The 18220-nt window shown below is 61.9% G+C and carries 13 protein-coding genes (1 of these 13 cut by a window edge); 7 read left to right on the top strand and 6 right to left on the bottom strand.

The genetic code is table 11. The features are described from left to right. Positions 1-441 precede the first annotated feature (441 nt). Positions 442-1152 carry a helix-turn-helix transcriptional regulator gene (locus BWP39_RS29955; RefSeq protein WP_096726259.1) on the top strand — a complete coding sequence of 237 codons (711 nt, stop codon included), beginning with the start codon at positions 442-444 and terminating at the stop codon, positions 1150-1152. Here BWP39_RS29955 and BWP39_RS29950 read toward each other — a convergent pair. Next, on the bottom strand, positions 1136-1447 hold the full coding sequence (locus BWP39_RS29950) for a helix-turn-helix domain-containing protein (protein ID WP_091015078.1): 312 nt from the start codon (positions 1445-1447) through the stop codon (positions 1136-1138). The two genes, BWP39_RS29955 and BWP39_RS29950, sit on opposite strands and share 17 nt — an antisense overlap. A 172-nt stretch (positions 1448-1619) precedes the next feature. Between BWP39_RS29950 and BWP39_RS29945 the strand changes: the two genes are divergently transcribed. Both BWP39_RS29945 and BWP39_RS29940 read left to right on the top strand, forming a co-directional pair. After that, a complete protein-coding gene (locus BWP39_RS29945) occupies positions 1620-2213 on the top strand; it encodes an acyl-homoserine-lactone synthase (RefSeq protein WP_096725800.1) in 594 nt (197 codons plus the stop codon). Between the two features lie 193 nt (positions 2214-2406). Then, on the top strand, positions 2407-3171 hold the full coding sequence (locus BWP39_RS29940) for a LuxR family transcriptional regulator (RefSeq protein WP_133116976.1): 765 nt from the start codon (positions 2407-2409) through the stop codon (positions 3169-3171). A 33-nt stretch (positions 3172-3204) separates the two neighbouring features. Here BWP39_RS29940 and BWP39_RS29935 read toward each other — a convergent pair whose 3' ends face one another. Both BWP39_RS29935 and BWP39_RS29930 read right to left on the bottom strand, forming a co-directional pair. Further along, positions 3205-4713, bottom strand: a complete 1509-nt coding sequence (locus BWP39_RS29935) for an MFS transporter (RefSeq protein WP_096725798.1) — start codon at positions 4711-4713, stop codon at positions 3205-3207. Positions 4714-4885: 172 nt separating this feature from the next. After that, positions 4886-5575, bottom strand: coding sequence for a FadR/GntR family transcriptional regulator (locus tag BWP39_RS29930; protein WP_096725797.1), 690 nt, complete (start codon positions 5573-5575; stop codon positions 4886-4888). 289 nt (positions 5576-5864) lie between these two features. Between BWP39_RS29930 and BWP39_RS29925 the strand changes: the two genes are divergently transcribed. Then, the gene (locus tag BWP39_RS29925) at positions 5865-6335 is read left to right on the top strand and encodes a universal stress protein (protein ID WP_096725796.1); all 471 of its coding nucleotides are present in this window, start codon (positions 5865-5867) and stop codon (positions 6333-6335) included. Positions 6336-6478: 143 nt separating this feature from the next. After that, positions 6479-7798: an SUMF1/EgtB/PvdO family nonheme iron enzyme gene (locus BWP39_RS29920; RefSeq protein ID WP_096725795.1), complete on the top strand. Its 1320-nt coding sequence runs from the start codon at positions 6479-6481 to the stop codon at positions 7796-7798. Between the two features lie 59 nt (positions 7799-7857). Here the strand turns inward: BWP39_RS29920 and BWP39_RS29915 are convergent, their stop codons facing one another. The 3 genes from BWP39_RS29915 to BWP39_RS29905 all read right to left on the bottom strand — a co-directional run bounded on the left by BWP39_RS29915 (position 7858) and on the right by BWP39_RS29905 (position 10319). Further along, positions 7858-8253: a type II toxin-antitoxin system VapC family toxin gene (locus BWP39_RS29915; protein WP_096725794.1), complete on the bottom strand. Its 396-nt coding sequence runs from the start codon at positions 8251-8253 to the stop codon at positions 7858-7860. Next, positions 8250-8486, bottom strand: a complete 237-nt coding sequence (locus BWP39_RS29910; protein ID WP_096725793.1) for a type II toxin-antitoxin system Phd/YefM family antitoxin — start codon at positions 8484-8486, stop codon at positions 8250-8252. The genes BWP39_RS29915 and BWP39_RS29910 overlap by 4 nt, the downstream gene beginning before the upstream one ends. Positions 8487-8747: 261 nt before the next feature. Then, entirely contained in the window at positions 8748-10319 is a 1572-nt protein-coding gene (locus BWP39_RS29905; protein ID WP_096725792.1) for a tannase/feruloyl esterase family alpha/beta hydrolase, read from the bottom strand. Between the two features lie 1063 nt (positions 10320-11382). Between BWP39_RS29905 and BWP39_RS29900 the strand changes: the two genes are divergently transcribed. After that, entirely contained in the window at positions 11383-13827 is a 2445-nt protein-coding gene (locus tag BWP39_RS29900; protein ID WP_096725791.1) for a beta-ketoacyl synthase N-terminal-like domain-containing protein, read from the top strand. Next, positions 13827-18220: the 5' portion of a hybrid non-ribosomal peptide synthetase/type I polyketide synthase gene (locus tag BWP39_RS29895; RefSeq protein ID WP_096725790.1), read on the top strand. The gene runs 3529 nt beyond the window's last position; only the first 4394 of its 7923 coding nucleotides appear in the window; its start codon is at positions 13827-13829; its stop codon lies beyond the right edge, outside the window. Before BWP39_RS29900 ends, BWP39_RS29895 begins: the two co-directional genes overlap by 1 nt.

Here is an 18220-nt window from a genome sequence, read left to right as displayed (position 1 = left end):
AGTAATAGACATTCAGACGGGCATTTCTACCTCACTTGTGCCTTTACGTGTTCTTTTGACTGTCCACATGGAATTGAATCTCAATTGTAGAAGCAACTCTTATTGTGGTGTTATCACAGCTGTTAAATCGATGACGGTGAAATGGCGTATCCGGGCTTCCGCCCTACCGGCCGGTTGCCCGACAACCGGCGCGTACACGCAGTAGTGTGCTTATCCTGATCAATCGGGGCGAGAAGCTTTTGTTTGTTTTCTCTCAGGCTATTGCGCGCCGCCGCAATTGGAATAGACGCGATCTTTATTCCAATTTCAATTACCAGAATTTAAAAATAATGATAAATTCTCCCCGTGCAAACGACCGGCCGGGATTTTCGCCCCGGCATCACCGACGGTCGAGCCGCGCAACCGGAGAGAACTGACGTGTCGCTACACCTTCTCGAGCAGATGTCACCGATACTGGACGCCCCGGACGAATCGGCATGGTTCGGTGCGGTGAGCAATCTCGCCGAAAAGTGGGGTTTCAATCAGGTCTTCGTGGCGATCCTGCTGCGACCGGGCAGCCGGTTCGAAGATGCGTTCATACGCAGCACGTACGCGGCGTCATGGCGCCGGATCTACGACGACAGGAAGCTCTCGAGTATCGATCCCGTCGTGTCGCATTGCTCGACACGTTCTGCGCCGCTTGCCTGGTCGCAGGAACTGTTCGACAACGCCCCAGCACCGCAGCAAGCGATGTTTGAGGAAGCGCGCTCGCACGGCCTGCGAGTCGGCGTGACGTTGCCGATTCATGGATCCAAGCAGGAATGGGGCGGGCTATCTTTCGTGACTGACCGCACGCCGACCGACGATTTCTGGCGTGACGTCAACACCGCGCTACCCGACCTCATGCTGCTGCGCGACCTGGTGATAGACACCAGCCAGCGTCATCTGAAGGCGCACGCACAACCGCTGATTCCGCAGTTGACGCCCCGCGAGCGCGAATGTCTGGCGTGGACCGCCCAAGGCAAGTCCACGTGGGAAATCTCACATATTCTCAACTGTTCGGAAGCTGTCGTGAATTTTCACGTCAAGAACATCCGAACGAAGTTTGGTGTCAATTCACGGCGGGCGGCCGCCGTGATTGCCACGCAGCTTGGACTTATTGACCCAAGCTGATCAACGACCGGGATTCCTGGCTGTAGAGCACTCGCTCAGCCCGTCCCAGATCTCCATCGGAGATCGTCTTCGTGAAATAAAGACCCAGCAGGATTGACACCGGTGCCGGAATTTCCGCGCCCGATTCAAACCGGCTGCCGCGCGACTGGGTCACACCGAAACGTGCCCAGAAACGGCGCTGACTTTCCTTTTTCTTCTTCCTGTACGCAATGATCAGTACACGGTCAACCGCGGACGACACCTCCGGCGACCGTTCTTGGATGCCCGCTTGCCAATGATTTTCCAGTAGTTCCATGGTGTATCTCTCAGTGGTTAATTTAGCAACCGTTCTATCTGTTTGCCGGTCATCTCAATTTTGCTGGAGTACGCTCCCTGGTGGCACCTACCTATATGGATAGGTGCAATCTCCATACAAACTGCATAGCTTCTCCCTTTCGTACCTACCCAAACATGCAGGAGGAGCTTTTATGCACACTACGATCCGGATTGGCACCAGGCAGGAATTCGACAGCAAACACATCAAGGAGATGTACCGGCTACGCGCCCAGGTCTTCGGTGGCCGGCTAGGTTGGGACATTCCCATCATCGACGGCATGGAGGTCGACGGCTACGATGCGCTCGATCCCTACTACGTGATAGCTCAGGATGAAACAGGCCAGGTTCGCGGATGTTGCCGCCTGATGCCAACAGAAGGCCCCAACATGCTGCGCCATACCTTCCCGCAAACACTGCACGGCGCGGCGGCACCGGTCGGCCGGCATATCTGGGAACTCAGCCGGCTCGCGGTCGATACAGAGGGCGAGGAACAGGGCTTTGGCTTCAGCAATCTGACTATCCGTATGTTCCAGGCCGCCATGACCTTCGCCCAACGCATAGGGGTGACGAGTTACGTGGTCGTGACAACCATGCCGATCGAGCGGATGCTGCGCCGCGCCGGCGTCGAAATAGATCGTCTTGGGGCGCCCCTGCAGATCGGCGTGGAGCGCACGGTTGCACTCGACTGGTCGGTCAGCCCACAAACGCTGGCGGCACTGTTTGGATCGATGGCGATTGCGGCCTGATTGCCAGGCCGGCAACAACGCAAAGAAAATTCACTAGTCGGGTACGGGGCGCAACGCATGCTCGCCCCTCACCATTCGCCAGTTTCAATGGCGGCAGAACGTGTTAATCGTATGGCCGTACCCGTGCCTGCCAGGAAGTAATCGAATATCAGGCGCGGTATAGTTGATTTTTTGCGCGCGTTGCAAATCAACGGTGCGCATTCAGTGGTGCTACAGGAAGCCTCAGATGGAAATATCCGACAACCACGAACTCGTATCGACGGTTCTGGAAATTGGCACGCTCGAAGATGCTGACATGCTCCGACTGGCTCTCGTGCGCCTCGGTCGAAAGCTTGGTTTCGATTCCATGCTGTACGGTGGCCGGTTCGCGATCGACAGCGCCCGGAATATCGAACAACGAATCGAATCGAACTATGACCCGCGCTGGCGCGAGACCTACGATCACGAAAACTACATTGCGCTCGATCCCGTAGTTGAGCACGCAATGCACTCTCTCGTCCCGTTGGTATGGTCCGACGCGATGGGTGGTTCGCCCAGACAACAGGAATTCTGGGAGGAAGCGTCGAGTTATGGACTGAAGTCCGGCGTGTCTTTCCCTGTACAGACGAGAGAAGGCGACTTTGGCATGTTGAGCCTCGCGCTGGACAAAAAAGGGCGAGACGCGCAACGACAAATCACGACCAATCTCATGTGGGGACCGCTGATTGCCACGATGGCCCACGAAGCCATGCGCCGGATCATCAAGGGTCCGCAGCCACAGTTACCTCCGCGGCTGACACGACGCGAAGCGGAAGTACTCCGTTGGCTGGCAGCGGGCAAGTCGACGCACGAGATCTCGACGCTGCTCAGGATTTCGGAGCATGGGGTCGTGTATCACGTGCGCAACCTGCTCGACAAGTTTGCCACGCGCACGCGCGGGCAAACGGTCATCAAGGCCATCTCGTTGGGCATGCTTTGACTTGATGACGAACCCCGGCCGGGCTTGTCACCCTCAACTGCGCCGAAACGTAATGCTGGCAATACGGCGCACCATCAGCGCCGCCGCCAGCGCGGCAACGCCTGTCAGCAGCACCCCGATGTGTATCGATTGCACCAGCACCTGCCGGGCCGCTTCGACAAGCGCAGGACCGTCGAGCCGTGCCCGCACCAGTTCAGCGAGCAACGCGTCGCGCAGCGCGGGATCGATCAGGATGCGTGGATCGGCGAGCTTCGGCAGCCACGCCGACGCAACCGGTTCGCCGAGCACCCGCAGCGAATCCGCGACACCCGCGGCATAGCGGCGATTCACGATCGTCGCCACGACGCTCGTGCCGAGCATGCCACCCACCATCCGGGTCGACTGCAGTAGCGCCGTCGTGATACCGAAGCGCTCACGTCCCGCGATCTCCTGGCCGAACACGTTCAGGTTGTTCAGGATGAAACCGAGCCCAATACCGACCGCTCCCATCGCGAGTTCCAGCCACAGGTGCCGGGTGGTCGGCGTAGCGAGTGCAATACCCACCGACGCCGCCACGAGCAACGCAAAGCCAATTGAAAGAATCAACGTCGGCTTCGATAGATGAATCACGATGCGCGTGTTGATCAGGCTACCGAGCGCAATACACGCCGCAATCGGCGTCGCGAGCAGGCCCGCCTCTTGCGGCGACAGTCCGAAGCCGCCTTGCAGCAGTAACGGCGCAAAGAAGATCAGCGAAAACATCACGAAGCCCGACAGCAGCGACAACGTGAACAGCGTGACCAGTTGCGGGTCCCGGAACAGATCGAGCGGCACGATCGGGTGCGTGGCGCGCCGCTCGCAGACGAGAAACGCGAGCGCACCGAGCACGACCAGCGCAGCCAGCACGAGGTTGCCCGTGGTCAGGCCGTCTTTCGGCACCGCCTCGATGAAGGTCTGCAGACCGCCGAGCACGAGCGCAACGAGCGCTGCCCCGGTCCAGTCGATCCGCACCTCGCCGCCACCCACGCGCCGGTAAGCCGGCAGATGCGCCCAGATGAAGTACAGCGCGAGCGCGCCGACCGGCAGGTTGACGAGAAACGTCGAGCGCCAGCCAAAATGCTGGCTCAGCCAGCCGCCCAGCGATGGCCCGGCCGCCGTGCCGATGCCATAGGCCGCGGCCATCACGACCTGCCAGCGCACGCGGGCGCGCGGATCGGGAAACAGATCCGGAATCGACGCGAACGCCGTGCCGACCATCATGCCGCCGCCCACGCCCTGCAGGCCGCGCGCAATCGCCAGGAACGGCATGCTGGTCGCAACGCCGCACAGCACCGACGCTGCCGTGAATACGATCACCGCGGCGATCACGAAGCGCTTGCGGCCAAAGTAGTCGCCGAGCCGTCCGAACACCGGCACCGTGACCACCGATGCCAGCAGATACGCGCTAGCAATCCACGCGTAGTACTCGAAGCCTTGCAGCTCGGAGACGATCGACGGAAGCGCCGTGCTGACCACGGTCTGGTCGAGTGCGACCAGCATGTTGACGAGGCCGATGCCGAGCATGGCCAGCAGCGCGTCGCGAAAAGGCAGGGGGCGGGAAGGATTCACGGGGGACAAACCTGGCGCGAAGCGCGAGAACGGATAAAAACGGAAGGTGGGTCAAGCTTGGGAGAGGCAGACACCGGATGCGCTACCGACAGCCTCGCGGCCCAGCGCGCGCAGGAAGGACGCGCGGCTACGAGCCGAACATCCTGTCGCGTGCGTTTTCGAGGTGGACGCGCATCGCGTGGCCCGCCGCGACGGCATCCCTGCTACGGATCGCATCGAGCACCGCGAGATGCTCGGCCTGTACGAGCCGCTGCCGCTCGACGGTTTTCACCAGCGACAGGTTGCGCGACAGGTTCATGCTGAACACGATCTGCTCTTCGATAAACGACATCACGGTGATGAAAAACGGATTCTTCGATGCACGGGCCACGGCCAGATGAAAAGAGAAATCGTCCTTGGCGCCGATGCCCTGGGTTTCGACGATCCGCTCGAGTTCGTCCCACGCGTGCTGGATCGCCGCGATATCGTCGGTGTCCGCCTGCTGGGCAGCGAGCGCCGCCGCGCCCGCCTCGGTGACGATGCGAAATTCGTAGCAACGGCGGATGTCGGACAGCGTTTCGAGCGGTGCAAAGCGACGCACGTCCGGATCGGGGCGCCGCGCGACGGTCGTCCCCGAACCGTGCCGCGTCACGATGATGCCGTCGGCGCGCAGCCGCGCCAGTGCTTCGCGCACGGTCGGCCGGGAGGTGTCGAAACGTTCGGCCAGCGCGTGCTCGGTGGGCAGACGGCCACCCTCCTTGTATTCGCCTTCGAGAATACGACTGAGGATGTCGCTGTAAATCTTGTCGGGCAGGCCCAACGATTTGCGCTCGTTCATCGTCGACGGGAATCAGCTTGTCTGAATAGGTTTGGATTGTAAGGCAAATCTACCCGGTTTCCCGTCGAGAACTGCTTCAGTTAGTGCTGTCGATATGTGCCAAAACCAGTCACAGCAGGCCTTCGCGGCGCCGCAGGGTCACTGGAAAATTTGCCAGGCAAACGTTTGACATCCCATGCGCTGCACGCTGCGCGCCCGCCGGCAATCATCTAAGCTGATATTCGTGCCGCACCACGCTGGAAACGTCTGCGGATTTTCAGCTTCCCTCTCTTTCGACGCGGAGTCTTCCATGTACACACGCATCCTCGTAGCCGTCGACGGCAGCCCTACTTCGCGCCGCGCATTCGATGCAGCGCTCGCGCTGGCGAGTACACCGGGCGCGGTACTGCAACCGTTCTACGTGATCGAGAACACACCGATGTACTTCGAGGCGCCGGGCTACGATCCGTCGATACTGCACAACCAGTTGATCGCACAGGGCAAGGAACTCGCCGCCGAGCTCGCGCAGGTCATGCGCGCACACGGCGTTGCCGGCGAACTCGTCACCGCCGACGCTTCCTCGCTCGACGATGTCCCCACGCTCGTGCTGAAAGGCGCCGCGGCCTTTCACGCCGACCTGCTCGTGATGGGCACACATGGCCGGCGTGGCTTCCAGCGGCTGATACTCGGCAGCGTCGCGGAGCGTTGTGTGCGGCAGGCCACATTGCCGGTACTGCTGGTCCCGGCAGCGGCGGGGCATGACGACGACAAGACAGCCTGACCCTGTCAGAATTTCAAAAGCCTGGACAGATCGACATAGTGGCCGCGCTCGTGCGAACGCTCGAGCGCGGCATCGCACCCAGGCACGCCTTCTGCAAAAAAGGTAAAGTTGCAAACCGTCCCCCCGCAAGGAGACCCGGCGACATGAAACGCGACCTTGCCGTCCAGCATCCGCTCATCCAACGCCTGATCGAAGCCCGTAACGTGACCGACGCGCTGTTTGCCGTCGTCAAACCCGAATTCCTCTACGACCGACCGATTCGCGAGCGTCATCGCATCGTGTTCTATGTCGGCCACCTCGAAGCGTTCGACCGCAATCTGTTCGCCGAACGCCTGTGCGCCCTGCCCGCCTTCGCGCCGTCGCTCGACGCGCTGTTCGCGTTCGGCATCGACCCCGTCGATGAAGGCTTCCCCACCGATCAGCCCGCCGACTGGCCCACACGCGACGTCGTGCGCGACTACGCAGAACGCGCCCGCACGCAGATCGATCAGGCGCTCGCCACCATCGATTTCGAGCAGAACGGCATGGCGACCGGTTCGCCCGCACAACTGCTGAACGTCGCCATCGAGCACCGGTTGATGCATGCGGAAACGCTCGCGTACATGCTGCATCAGTTGCCGCTTGCGCAGAAGATCGCGCCACTCCCCAGCGGGGGCGTATCGTCGGCTCAGGCACACGATGCCGTGCGCGCACTCACCGCGCCGGCGATGATGAGCGTGCCCGCGGGACCGACCGTGCTCGGCATCACGAAGGAAAGCGGACAGTTCGGCTGGGACAACGAATTCGGCGAGTTGCGCGTGGATGTGCCGGCGTTCGAGATCGACCGGTATATGGTGACGAACGGCGAGTATCGCGACTTCATCGATGCGGGGGGTTATCGCGAGCGTACATGGTGGAACGACGCGGACTGGGCATGGCGGGAAGCGGAACAGATCGAACATCCGGTGGTCTGGTCGCGTAGCAATCACGACAGCGGCGATGGCAAAGCATGGACGCTACACACGATGTTCGACGATATTGCGTTGCCGCTCGACTGGCCGGTCTATGTCAGCCACGCGGAAGCGAGTGCGTACGCGCGCTGGGCCGGTAAGTCACTGCCCACCGAGGCGCAATGGCAACGCGCCGCGCACGGTGCGCCGCAAGGCGTCTCGGGTAATTTCGATTTTCGCAACTGGAACCCGCAGCCGGTCGATGCCCATCCCGACAACGTCAGTGCATTCGGTGTTGAAGGCCAGTTCGGCAACGGCTGGGAATGGACCTCGACGCAGTTCGACGCGCTACCGGGCTTCGAGGCGTTTCCGTTCTATCTCGGCTACTCGGCGAATTTCTTCGATGGACAGCATTACGTGCTTAAAGGCGGTTCGGCGCGCACCGCGCTATCGATGCTGAGACCGTCGTTCCGCAACTGGTTTCAGGCGCATTATCAGCATGTTTATGCGGGGTTTCGGTGTGTGCGGAATTGAGGAAGCGTTCACGGAAAGGCGAAGTTGAAACCAGACATCTTGCTTCCATCGTTTTCCTGTTACCAGATCGTTTTGACATGGGCGTAGGCCCGTATTTTTTCGTCTTTGGTCACAAGCGGAACTGAAAACTTACGTGCGAGCGCAACGATCATCCGGTCAGCGGGGTCTTTGTGAAACTCGCCCGGTAACTCGACCGACTTGACTGCCGTTTCAGGATCGATCGAAATGAAGCGCACGGCTTCGATGGCAGATACCGTTGCGAGCCAACTCCCCACGTCCATCGACAGGACCAGCCTCTCCCGATCGACGAGCATGGCGATCTCCCAAGCCGAGATTGCCGAAACGATGATCTCGCCTCCGGCAAGTTCCCGATCAATAGCGGTCCTGGCCTTCTTGCTTAGCGTCGGGTCAGCCGTCACCCACCACACCAGCGCATGCGTATCCAGCACGATCACTGCGCTGCCTCCCAATCACCTTCCGCGACCGGATCGGTCGGATTGTCGTACCGCACAACCGAACCCCGTAGCACATCAAGCGGATTGCGCTCGATGCCGCCGAACGGCCTGACTTCGAGCACGGGCTTGCCGTGATCAGTCACGATGATACTTTCGCCCGATGACTCGATTTGCCGGAAGAATTCAAGCGCTCTCGCCTTGAATTCGGATTTGGAAACCTGATTGTCATTCATGATTTGCCTATGGTCATTTGTCCATAGTCACAATCATAGCAAAAATGACTATCCAGGCAAGTCATTCTGGCCAACCCCATCCATGATCCACGCAGGCGTCACCAAAACTCAAACCTCACTGAAGACTTCGCCGACTCCCGGCATATTCCGGTCTCCCGCTGCCTTTTGCGTCAAACGGAAGATCCAGTCCGGTCCGCGGAACCTCTCAAAGCACACCACCTCCTGCTTAAAGGCTCGTTGGACCATGACCGCCGCGCCCGTTTATCCCGGCACACAGATATAGCTGGACGCCGCGTTCACATCACCAGCGCCCAGATAGTGCGGCACGAACGGATACGGGCAGTCCGGCAGCGACGACGTCACCTTGCCATTGGCATCGAATTTCACGAGCAGCAATTGCCCCGGCGAGATCTCGTACTCGACCCACGCAATCATTGCGCCCAGATAGTCGGTCTGATCAGGACCGTTGCCGCCGAGCACGTGTCCCACGCCCGGCTCCAGATAGAAGCGCGCATTGCTCCCGGCAAAACCAGCAAGCTGTACAACGGTTTTCCAGTTGCGCAGATGGTCGCGCGGTGAAATCAACGGATCGGCGGCGCCGTTAAACGAGATCATCTTTTTACCCGCCATCAGATATTGCGCGATGGCCGGCAGGTGGTGATCCGCGCCAATGTTTTGCAGCCCTGCCGCGATGACCGGATAAGACGCGTCGACATTGAAGTTCGCCTGCAGGCTGCCAGGTACCGTCGGCGGAAACAACCACTCCACGTTGCCGGTTCCGATCGCCGCAAAGCCGCCACCCAGTCCGCCGTATCCACCGACACCGAACATGGAGCCGAAATCCGCCCAGTTATAGCCGGCAAAAAGGAGCTGACCGTTGCTTGTCGATAAGGGAGCAAGCAAACGCTGCACGGTCTGTACTTGTGCCGGCGAAAGACACGTTGCCGCAGGCGCACCCGACGCACCACACTGCAACGCGACAGGACCGAAGGTGCAGGCAGCCGGATTCAGGATCACGCCATTGGCGTTGCCGCATTGCGCGACTGCCGCACCATAGGCGGCTGTCCATTGCGCACTCGATGGCATGGCAGGGGAACCCGCAAGCGTTGCCGTATGCAGCATCGCCGCGACCTGAGTGCCCATGTTCATGCTCTCATCGCCAGCGATGATGCCGTCGTAATCGCCCGCCAGATTCTGCGCGGCAAGATAGGCTTCGCGGCCACCGTTCGACGCACCGTTGAAGTACGTATATCGCGGCGCCGAACCATAAAACGCGCGAATCACTGCCTTGGCGAAATGAACCGTGATGCCCGTCGATGCATACGCGTAGTCCTGTAGCTCGGTTGCATTCGTCAGCAGCTCCGCAGGATTGCCGGTGCGATTGCCGCCATTCGATGCGGTATAGGCAATCCCGCGTGCCAGCGGTTTGATCAACGGGAACTGTGCGGAGGTCGCTTCGACAGTTGGAATGCTTCCATCGAAACCACCCCCGCCCTGGTGCAGCAACCGGTTCGACCAGTTGTCGGGAAGATCGACCTCGATGTCGAGCTGGGTATTCGCGGCCCCTGTTGCGGATACCTTGCAATAGGCGGGGTTCCCACCTGCAGTAGCGATGCGCAAACTGGCTGTCACCGTAATGCCATTGAATTGCTGGCCGTTGATTTTCGCGCACTGTGTCACGTAGTCGACCGGTTTCAACGCTGCCGGCGCCGCCAGCGCCGCCAGCGATCCGGCAGCGTCCGCGTTGCCGTAACCCAGGAAAGCGGGCGCACACCCTCCCACGACCAATGCGATGGCGAATCGCATGGCATTGCTTTCAATCCAGCTGTTCACGTTGGTAGCTCCAGATGTAGGAATCCTATTTATTTCCGTTGTGGCCGGAGAGTCGAGTTCTTTGCTTTCGTCGACATGAGCAGGATCGCTGCGCGGTGACGAAGAGGAGATCGGTAATCTGAAGGAAAGGAACACATCCGCCTGATCGACCGGGCCGGGCCATTAATAAACCGTCCAGCCGTTCGGTCAATGTATGCAACGTTAGGATCGTTTGGGCGGAACGCCAAGCGGGGTTAACCCTTTTTCCAGTGAGATCGATGCGGTGCGAAGTGTCGAGGATGATCGTGTGAGGCGTGGAGAGTCGCTGGATTCACTACAAACATGCTTATGCACAAGTACGATCATCGTGCATTATATGCATACACGCATTTAAATTTTTCGCTGTGCTGCCATGCGAAGACGGACAGAATCGCGTGCCGGGCCCCGGATTTCGCAAGCGAGTACCCTCAGTTTCTAAAAAAGGACGGCCTGCTTGAACAGCGTGACCACGCGATGACACTCGATCAACTGAATAATGCTTATGACCGGCGCATATGGCATTCGGATGTCAAATATGCTGATCGATTCTGATGCGCGATCACACAAAAACGGGTTGCTGGATATCAGGCTATTCAAAACAACATTATCTGAACCCACTCAACCTGCGATTTATCGCAAATGCGCGATGCATGTCCGCATCACTGTCCCACGACAACCAGTCACGCTAACTCCGCCTGCCCTCTTCACGGCGTCCACTTGCGCGTCGGTAAATCCACTCCAGCAATAGCGAATTACACGTAAGCGTACACCCGCGTTTACTCCCATTCCCGTGACAAATACCACCGTCACCGCTTAAGCGGCAATGTCCCTCGTTTCCGGGGCAGACATCCCGAGCCGGCCCGCGTCTAATTGCCACCGCTGACAATTGATTCGTTACGCAAATCCATTTGTCCGATCGCCAGAGTTCAGGCGTTTTTTAACAGGGCTTGCGTGTGAAACAGTTCCCAGAAACCACGCATGCCCACCGCATATAAAACATTGCGTGGATGTCTGTCTACGCGCGATCGGAACGAGGCACTCAGGTATGTCATTGACATCATCCGGACCTTCACGGATCGCCATAATCGGCGCTGCCTGTAGATTTCCAGGCGCAGAAGATCTGGCCGCATTCCGTAGTTTGCTAGGTGACGCACGCGAGGCAGTGACGACGATACCGGCCGCGCGCCAGGAGTTGGCCCGCGGCGTGCAGCGCGCCGGCCTGCTGAATGAAATAGATCGCTTCGATCCCGAGTTCTTTGGCATCGCGCAGCGCGAAGCCGACCAGATGGATCCGCAACAGCGCTTGCTGCTGGAGCTGGCAGTAGAAGCACTCGATGCCGCCGGCCTGCCGCGCAGAGATCTTGCGGAGAGCAAGACCGGCGTCTATGTCGGCATCTCCAACTGCGACTACAGTCGTCTGCAAGCGGGCGGCGACGGCAAACGCGATCTGTATTCGGGTACCGGCAATGCGCTTAGCATCGCGGCGAATCGCATTTCCTATGTCCTCAATCTGGTGGGTCCGAGCCTCGCGCTCGATACGGCCTGCTCGTCATCGCTCAACGCGATCCATCTCGCGGTACGCGCGTTGCGCGCGGGCGAGATCGATCTTGCCATTGTCGGCGGGGTCAACCTGCTGCTCGCGGGCGATCTCATGGAGGTGTTCGGCAATGCGCGGATGCTTTCGTCCGACGGTCGCTGCAAGACCTTCGACGCCGATGCCGATGGTCACGTGCGTAGCGAAGGTGGAGCAATCGTGGTGCTCAAACGCGCAACCGACGCCGTCCGCGACCATCACCCTGTCCTCGCCCTGATTGCCGGTAGCGCGTCGAATCAGGACGGCCGCAGCAATGGCCTCACCGCGCCGAGCGGACCCGCACAGGTTGCGGTGATCGAAGCGGCGCTGGCCGACGCGGGCTTGCAGGCCAGCGACATCGATGCCGTGGAATTACATAGCACCGGTTCGCCGCTAGGCGATCCGATCGAAGCGCACGCACTGGCCCATGCGTTGCGGGCCGAGCGGACATCGCCGCTGCTGGTCGGATCGGTCAAGACCAATATCGGCCATCTCGAGTCTGCCTCCGGCATGGCCGGATTGCTTAAAGCAGCCCTGGCACTGGACGAAGGTCGCTTGCCGGCCAGTCTGAATTTCCAGCGCGTGAATCCGGAGATCGATCTCGAAGCACTCGGGCTGCAGGTGGTCACGTCGATGACACCGCTGTCGCCACAAGGTCGACCCGCACATATCGGCGTCAGTGCCTTCGGCTTCGGCGGCAGCAACGCACACGTGATTCTCGAACAGGTCAGCGCACAACCCGGGCCTAACAACCACGTAGCGATCGACCCGGCGCAAAGCGGGTCGTTGCCGCTTTCAGCAGCACATCCGGACGCATTGCGCGAGCTTGCCGCACGCTATGCGGTACGTATCGACGGCATCGCGCCGGACCAGTTGCACGACGTCTGCTATAGCGCGGCACGACACCGGGATCATCTCGATCAGCGTCTGTTCGCCTATGGCGATCACGCGACTCTTGTCGCCGCCTTGCGTGCAGCCGCAGCCGGGCAAACCCACCCCGCGCTGTTGCAAGGTCAGCGGCCCGCGGCGGGACCGCGCAAGCTCGCAATCGTCGCCGACGACAGCGCGCTCGACGACGGTCGTTTCGCAGTCGACCAGGTGCTGCCCGCAGGCGCCGGCAAGGAAGCGCTGAGCAAACTCACGGGTCGCTGGGACCTGCTGCTGCACACCGCCGATACACCGGCCGGCCTGCCCGACCGCATCCGTTTGCTGCAGGCAAACGAACCTGCGCAAGCACTCGCGCTGCTTTACGTTCACGGCCACGACCTGGCTTGGGATCGCATCTACCCGCAGGGGCGCATTACGGCTTTGCCTGCTTATCCGTGGCGCCGTCGTCGCTGCTGGTTCGCGGCTGCCGAACAAGAACAACCGCAGCAACAACTCGCGACACAACCGGAACAGTCAGCCACAGCGACCAACCCGGCACCGCAGAACCTGCATACCGACGATCGTATTCAACAGCACGCGGCGCCTGTCGCACACGCCCCATGGCGCCAGTGGCTAATCGACGCACCGGCCTCACAGCGAACCCACCTGCTTGAACAGCGGATCGGCGAAATCATCGGGCGCGTTCTGCATCTGCCGTCAGGCGAGCGTCTCGATACGGTGCTGGGCCTGCAGGCGCAGGGCATGGACTCGCTGATGGCGCTGGAATTCCACGACAACCTGCAGCGCGCCAGCGGTTTACAGCTACCTCGTACGTTGGCGCTGGAAACACCCTCCGTCCGTAGCCTCGCTACCCGTCTACTCGACTTGCTGCTGCCAGCCGAGGATCGCGCATCGTCTTCACGCGCGACCACGGCGGTCCGGCCATCGACGCTCGCGGACCAACCCGTGCGTGAGTTGCTGTCCCTGATCGCAGGACTCGATGACGCCGCCGCCGCGCAAGAACTGATCACAGCCACGGGAGATGCCTGATGTCGGATTTGCCTTTGCTCAGCTCGATGCAGCTTGCCGTAGCAGCTTCACGCCTGCGTCAGCACAGCGTGGAAGCAGAGGTGCTGGCGCGCGAACCGATCGCCATCGTCGGGCTGGCGGCGCGTCTGCCGAATGGCGACGCCAGCACGAATGAAGACCTCGACAGCTTCTGGCAACTACTCGCCGCCGGCCGGCTTGCAACCGGCGACCTGCCGCCCGAACGCCACGAAGATTTTGGCAATCTGAGCGGCATGCGAGGCGCTTTCCTGCGCGCCGCTCACGACTTTGACGCGCCGCTATTCCGGCTGTCGCGCCGCGAAGCAACCTCGCTTGATCCGCAACAGCGGCTGCTGCTCGAAGTCGCGTGGGAAGCGCTCGAATCGGCTGCGATCGCTCCCGACCGCCTGCGCGACGCCCCCGATAGCGTCCGGGTCGGTGTCTACGTCGGCATGGGCTCGAACGACTACGGACAGTTGCCGCTCGCAAACGGCAACTTCGACACCGTCGACACGCTGTTCGGCACCGGCAACGCCGCTGCGTTTGCCGCAGGCCGGCTGTCCTATCATCTCGGACTCAGCGGTCCGTCGATGACCGTGGAAACCACCTGCTCGTCCTCGCTCACCGCAGTCCACCTGGCCTGCCGCGCGCTACGCGGCGGCGAGTGCGAGCTGGCGATCGTCGGCAGCTCGCATCTGAATCTGGCGCCGTTCGCGCGCAGCTATTTTCAGCGCATCGGCGCGCTCGCGCCCGACGGCCGTAGCAAGACTTTCGCCGCCGATGCCGATGGTTTCGGCAACGGCGAAGGCTGTATCGCGACCGTATTGATGCCGCTCTCGCAGGCGGTACGTCAGGGTTACCACATCCAGGCAGTGATCCGTGGCACCGCGCTGAGCCAGGATGGCGCAAGCGGCGGCGGCATGACCGTGCCGAGCAAGCTCGCGCAGGAACAGGTCATCCGCGCCGCATTGCAGAACGCAGGTCTGCAACCGGACGACATCGACTTCGTCGAAGCGCACGGCAGCGGCACCGGACTCGGTGACCCGATCGAGGTTGCCGCGTTGCAGTCGGTATTCGGCACAGCAGACCGGCAAGCGCCGCTGTACATCGGCGCCGTGAAGGCGAACATCGGTCACACCGAGGCCGCTGCCGGACTGTGCGGTTTTGCCAAAGTCGTTCTGTCGCTGCGCGAGCACACGCTGCCGCCGCAACCGCCGATTGCCGCGCTTAATCCGAATGTGGACTGGGAGCACAGCGTCGCGTCGGTCGTGCGCGAAAGCATCGCGTGGCCACGCGGACAGCGGCCACGTCGCGCCGGGGTGTCGGCGTTCGGTCTGTCCGGCACCAACGTGCATGTGATCATCGAAGAAGCCCCCGAGGTGGTCGTGCCGAGCGCGGACCTCGAGCGGCCGCGCCATCTCTACGCGCTCAGTGCGCGTAAGAGCGAGCAGCTGGCCGAGCTTGCGCGCCGCGCCGCAGCCGACCTCGCGGATGCACCGCACGTCGCACTGGCAGATCTCTGCTTTGCCGCGAATGTCGGCCGCGCGCGGCACCCGCTGCGCGCCGCAGTACACGCAAGCGATCGCACCGCGCTGCGCGAGGCGCTGCAACAGCTGGCCGCGACGCCTCCCGCCGACGGCAAGCCGCGCACTCAGGGCGTGGTGTTTCTGTTGACCGGTCAGGGCAACCCTAGCCCCGGCGCCGGCGCCGTGCTGTATCGCACGCAACCGGTGTTCCGCGCGGCCATCGATCGCTGCGCCGAACTCCTCGCGCCCTCGCTCGAACTCCCGTTGCCGCGTCTGCTGTTCGATGCCGAAAACAGCACGCTGCTGCAACAGACCCGCTACGCACAACCCGCCACCGTCGCACTGAGCTGGTCATTGGCGCAGCTGTGGGCAGACTGGGGCGTTCATCCCGTCGCGCTGCTCGGCCATAGCCTCGGCGAGTACAGCGCCGCGGCACTGTCGGGCATGGCGAGCATCGACGACATCCTGCCGCTCGTGGCCGCACGCGGTGCACTGATGCAGGAACATGCGCCAGCGGGTCGCATGCTTGCAGTCGCCGCGCCAGCCAGCAGTCTCGCTGCGCTGATCGACGCCGAGCCCACGCAACTCGCCCTGGCAGTGGATAACGGCGAGCGCAGTTGTGTGCTCGCGGGCAGTCCCACCACCATCGAGCGCGTCGCGCAGCAACTGGCCGCGCGAAAGATTCGCCACCGCGCGCTCGACACCAATGCCGCCTTCCATTCGCCGTTGATGGACAGCGTGCTGGAGCCGTTGCAGGCGCTGGCCGCACGGATCACCTGGCGCGCCCCCGCTGTGCCGGTGATTTCCAATCTCAGTGCACAGGCCCACGAACACGCACCGGACGCCGCCTATTGGGCGCGCCACGCACGCGGATCGGTGCGCTTTCGCGAAGGTCTCGCCACCCTGATCGAGCAAGGCCATCGCACGTTCCTCGAGTTGGGGCCGCGTCCGGTGCTGAGCACGCTCGGCGAAAGCAGTTCGGCGCCGGCAGACACCCTGTGGTGCAGCAGTCTGAACGGTAGCGATGACGACTGGCAGGGCATGCTGGACAGCGCCTCCGCGCTGTACGCGGCCGGCATCGACCTGGACTGGACTGCCTTCGACCGCCCCTATCGCCGTAGCCGCACCCCGCAGTCACCTTCGCCCTTCGTACGCAGTACCTACAAACTGGCCCAGTCGAGACTCGCTCCCATGACAACTTCCAATTCCGGGCGCAACGCCGAACCCGTCGTCGCCGCTAGCGACCCCGCACGAGACACCGCACGCGTCGCCACGATCCAGGCCGAACTGCGTGCCCAGGTCGCCGAGGCGCTAGGTGAATCCGTAGAGGCCGTGACCGGTGACCTGCCATTCGTGGAAATGGGCGCCGACTCGGTGGTGCTGGCCGAAGCAGTGCGTGCCATCCAGACCCGCTACAACGTGAAGATCGGGATCCGCGAATTGCTCGGCGAGCTGAATACGATCAATCGTCTGGGCGCGTTCCTCGCGACGCAGACTACGGTGGCGCCGACGCCTGTCGTTCAGACGCAGGCACCAGCGGCAGCGTTGGTGGCGCCTGTGGCACACGTGGCACAGCCCGTCGCAGCAGCGCCTGTTGCGCCCCTTGCGATAGCAGCAACGGCAGCGGTGCTGCCTTCCACCGGCATCGAAGGCCTGCTCCAGCAACAGCTGAGCCTCGTGCAGAGTGTGATCGGCGCGCAACTCGCCGCGCTCGGCACAACGGGCAACATCGCGGCCATCGGGACAGCAGCCACAGCACCGGCAGTGGCGAGCGTAGCCGCTGCGCTACCGCAGTCGCATACTCCCGTCGCGCTCGCCGCAGCAGCCCCCGCGACAACAACGCATGCCGATCCGCGCCAGGCCGCGCATTTCGACGCATTTGCGAAGCGCTACATCGCGCGCACAGCAGAATCCAAACGACTCGCCGGAATCCGTCGTCAACACTTCGCCGACGTGCGCGCCTCGGCAGGCTTTCGCCCTTCGATGAAGGAGTTGATCTACCCGATCACCGGCGAGCGCGCAAAAGGCGCCTTGCTGTGGGATGTCGACGGCAACGAATACATCGACATCTCGATGGACTTCGGCGTGAATCTGTTCGGCCACGGCGCGCCCTTCATGCAGGAGGCTGCGCACCGGCAGATCGATAACGGTATCGCGCTCGGACCGCGTTCCCCGCTGGCCGCCGAGTGCGCGAGGCTGATGTGTGAACTCAGCGGGATGGACCGGGTACTGTTCTGCCAGTCCGGCAGCGAGTCGGTCATGACCGCAGTGCGCCTGGCCAGGTTACTGCGCGGCCGCGATCGCATCGCTACGTTCCGCAAGTCCTACCATGGTCATTTCGACGGTTTCCTCGGCGACCGTAGTGCGCAAGGCGATCTGAGCGAACCGGTCGCGCCGGGCATCGCGCAGAGCTTCGTCAACGACCTGCTGGTGCTCGATTACAACAGCGATGAGTCGCTCGAAGCGATCGCGCGCCAGGCCGACACGCTAGCCGCCGTGCTCGTCGAACCCGTGCAGAGCCGCAACGTGGGCATACAGCCACGCGAGTTCCTGCAGCGTCTGCGCGAAGTCACGAAACGCCACGGCATCCTGCTGATTTTCGACGAAATGATCACCGGCTTCCGCAGCGCACCGGGCGGCGCGCAACAGGTTTTCGGCGTCGAAGCGGATCTCGTCACGTACGGCAAGACGATCGGGGGCGGTGTGCCGATGGCGGCGCTCGCTGCGCGCGGCAATCTGCTCGATGGCATCGACGGCGGCCAGTGGCAGTTCGGTGACGCTTCGGCACCGAACCCGTACATCACCTTCTTCGCGGGAACGTTCAACAATCATCCGCTGGGCCTCTCGCTGTGCCATTCGGTGCTCACCGA

The sequence above is a fragment of the Paraburkholderia acidicola genome, from assembly GCF_002362315.1.
GTDB classification, from domain to species: Bacteria; Pseudomonadota; Gammaproteobacteria; order Burkholderiales; family Burkholderiaceae; genus Paraburkholderia; species Paraburkholderia acidicola.
The sequence above is the reverse complement of the archived record's forward strand: the minus strand, read 5'-3'. Positions and strand labels throughout refer to the sequence as shown.

Coding starts and splice junctions, on each gene's coding strand:
- BWP39_RS29945 (WP_096725800.1), top strand. CDS start 1,620: ATGCACACTACGATCCGGATTGGCACCAGGCAGGAATTCGACAGCAAA.
- BWP39_RS29955 (WP_096726259.1), top strand. CDS start 442: ATGTCACCGATACTGGACGCCCCGGACGAATCGGCATGGTTCGGTGCG.
- BWP39_RS29910 (WP_096725793.1), bottom strand. CDS start 8,486: ATGAATGACAATCAGGTTTCCAAATCCGAATTCAAGGCGAGAGCGCTT.
- BWP39_RS29950 (WP_091015078.1), bottom strand. CDS start 1,447: ATGGAACTACTGGAAAATCATTGGCAAGCGGGCATCCAAGAACGGTCG.
- BWP39_RS29920 (WP_096725795.1), top strand. CDS start 6,479: ATGAAACGCGACCTTGCCGTCCAGCATCCGCTCATCCAACGCCTGATC.
- BWP39_RS29935 (WP_096725798.1), bottom strand. CDS start 4,713: ATGCTCGGCATCGGCCTCGTCAACATGCTGGTCGCACTCGACCAGACC.
- BWP39_RS29930 (WP_096725797.1), bottom strand. CDS start 5,575: ATGAACGAGCGCAAATCGTTGGGCCTGCCCGACAAGATTTACAGCGAC.
- BWP39_RS29925 (WP_096725796.1), top strand. CDS start 5,865: ATGTACACACGCATCCTCGTAGCCGTCGACGGCAGCCCTACTTCGCGC.
- BWP39_RS29900 (WP_096725791.1), top strand. CDS start 11,383: ATGTCATTGACATCATCCGGACCTTCACGGATCGCCATAATCGGCGCT.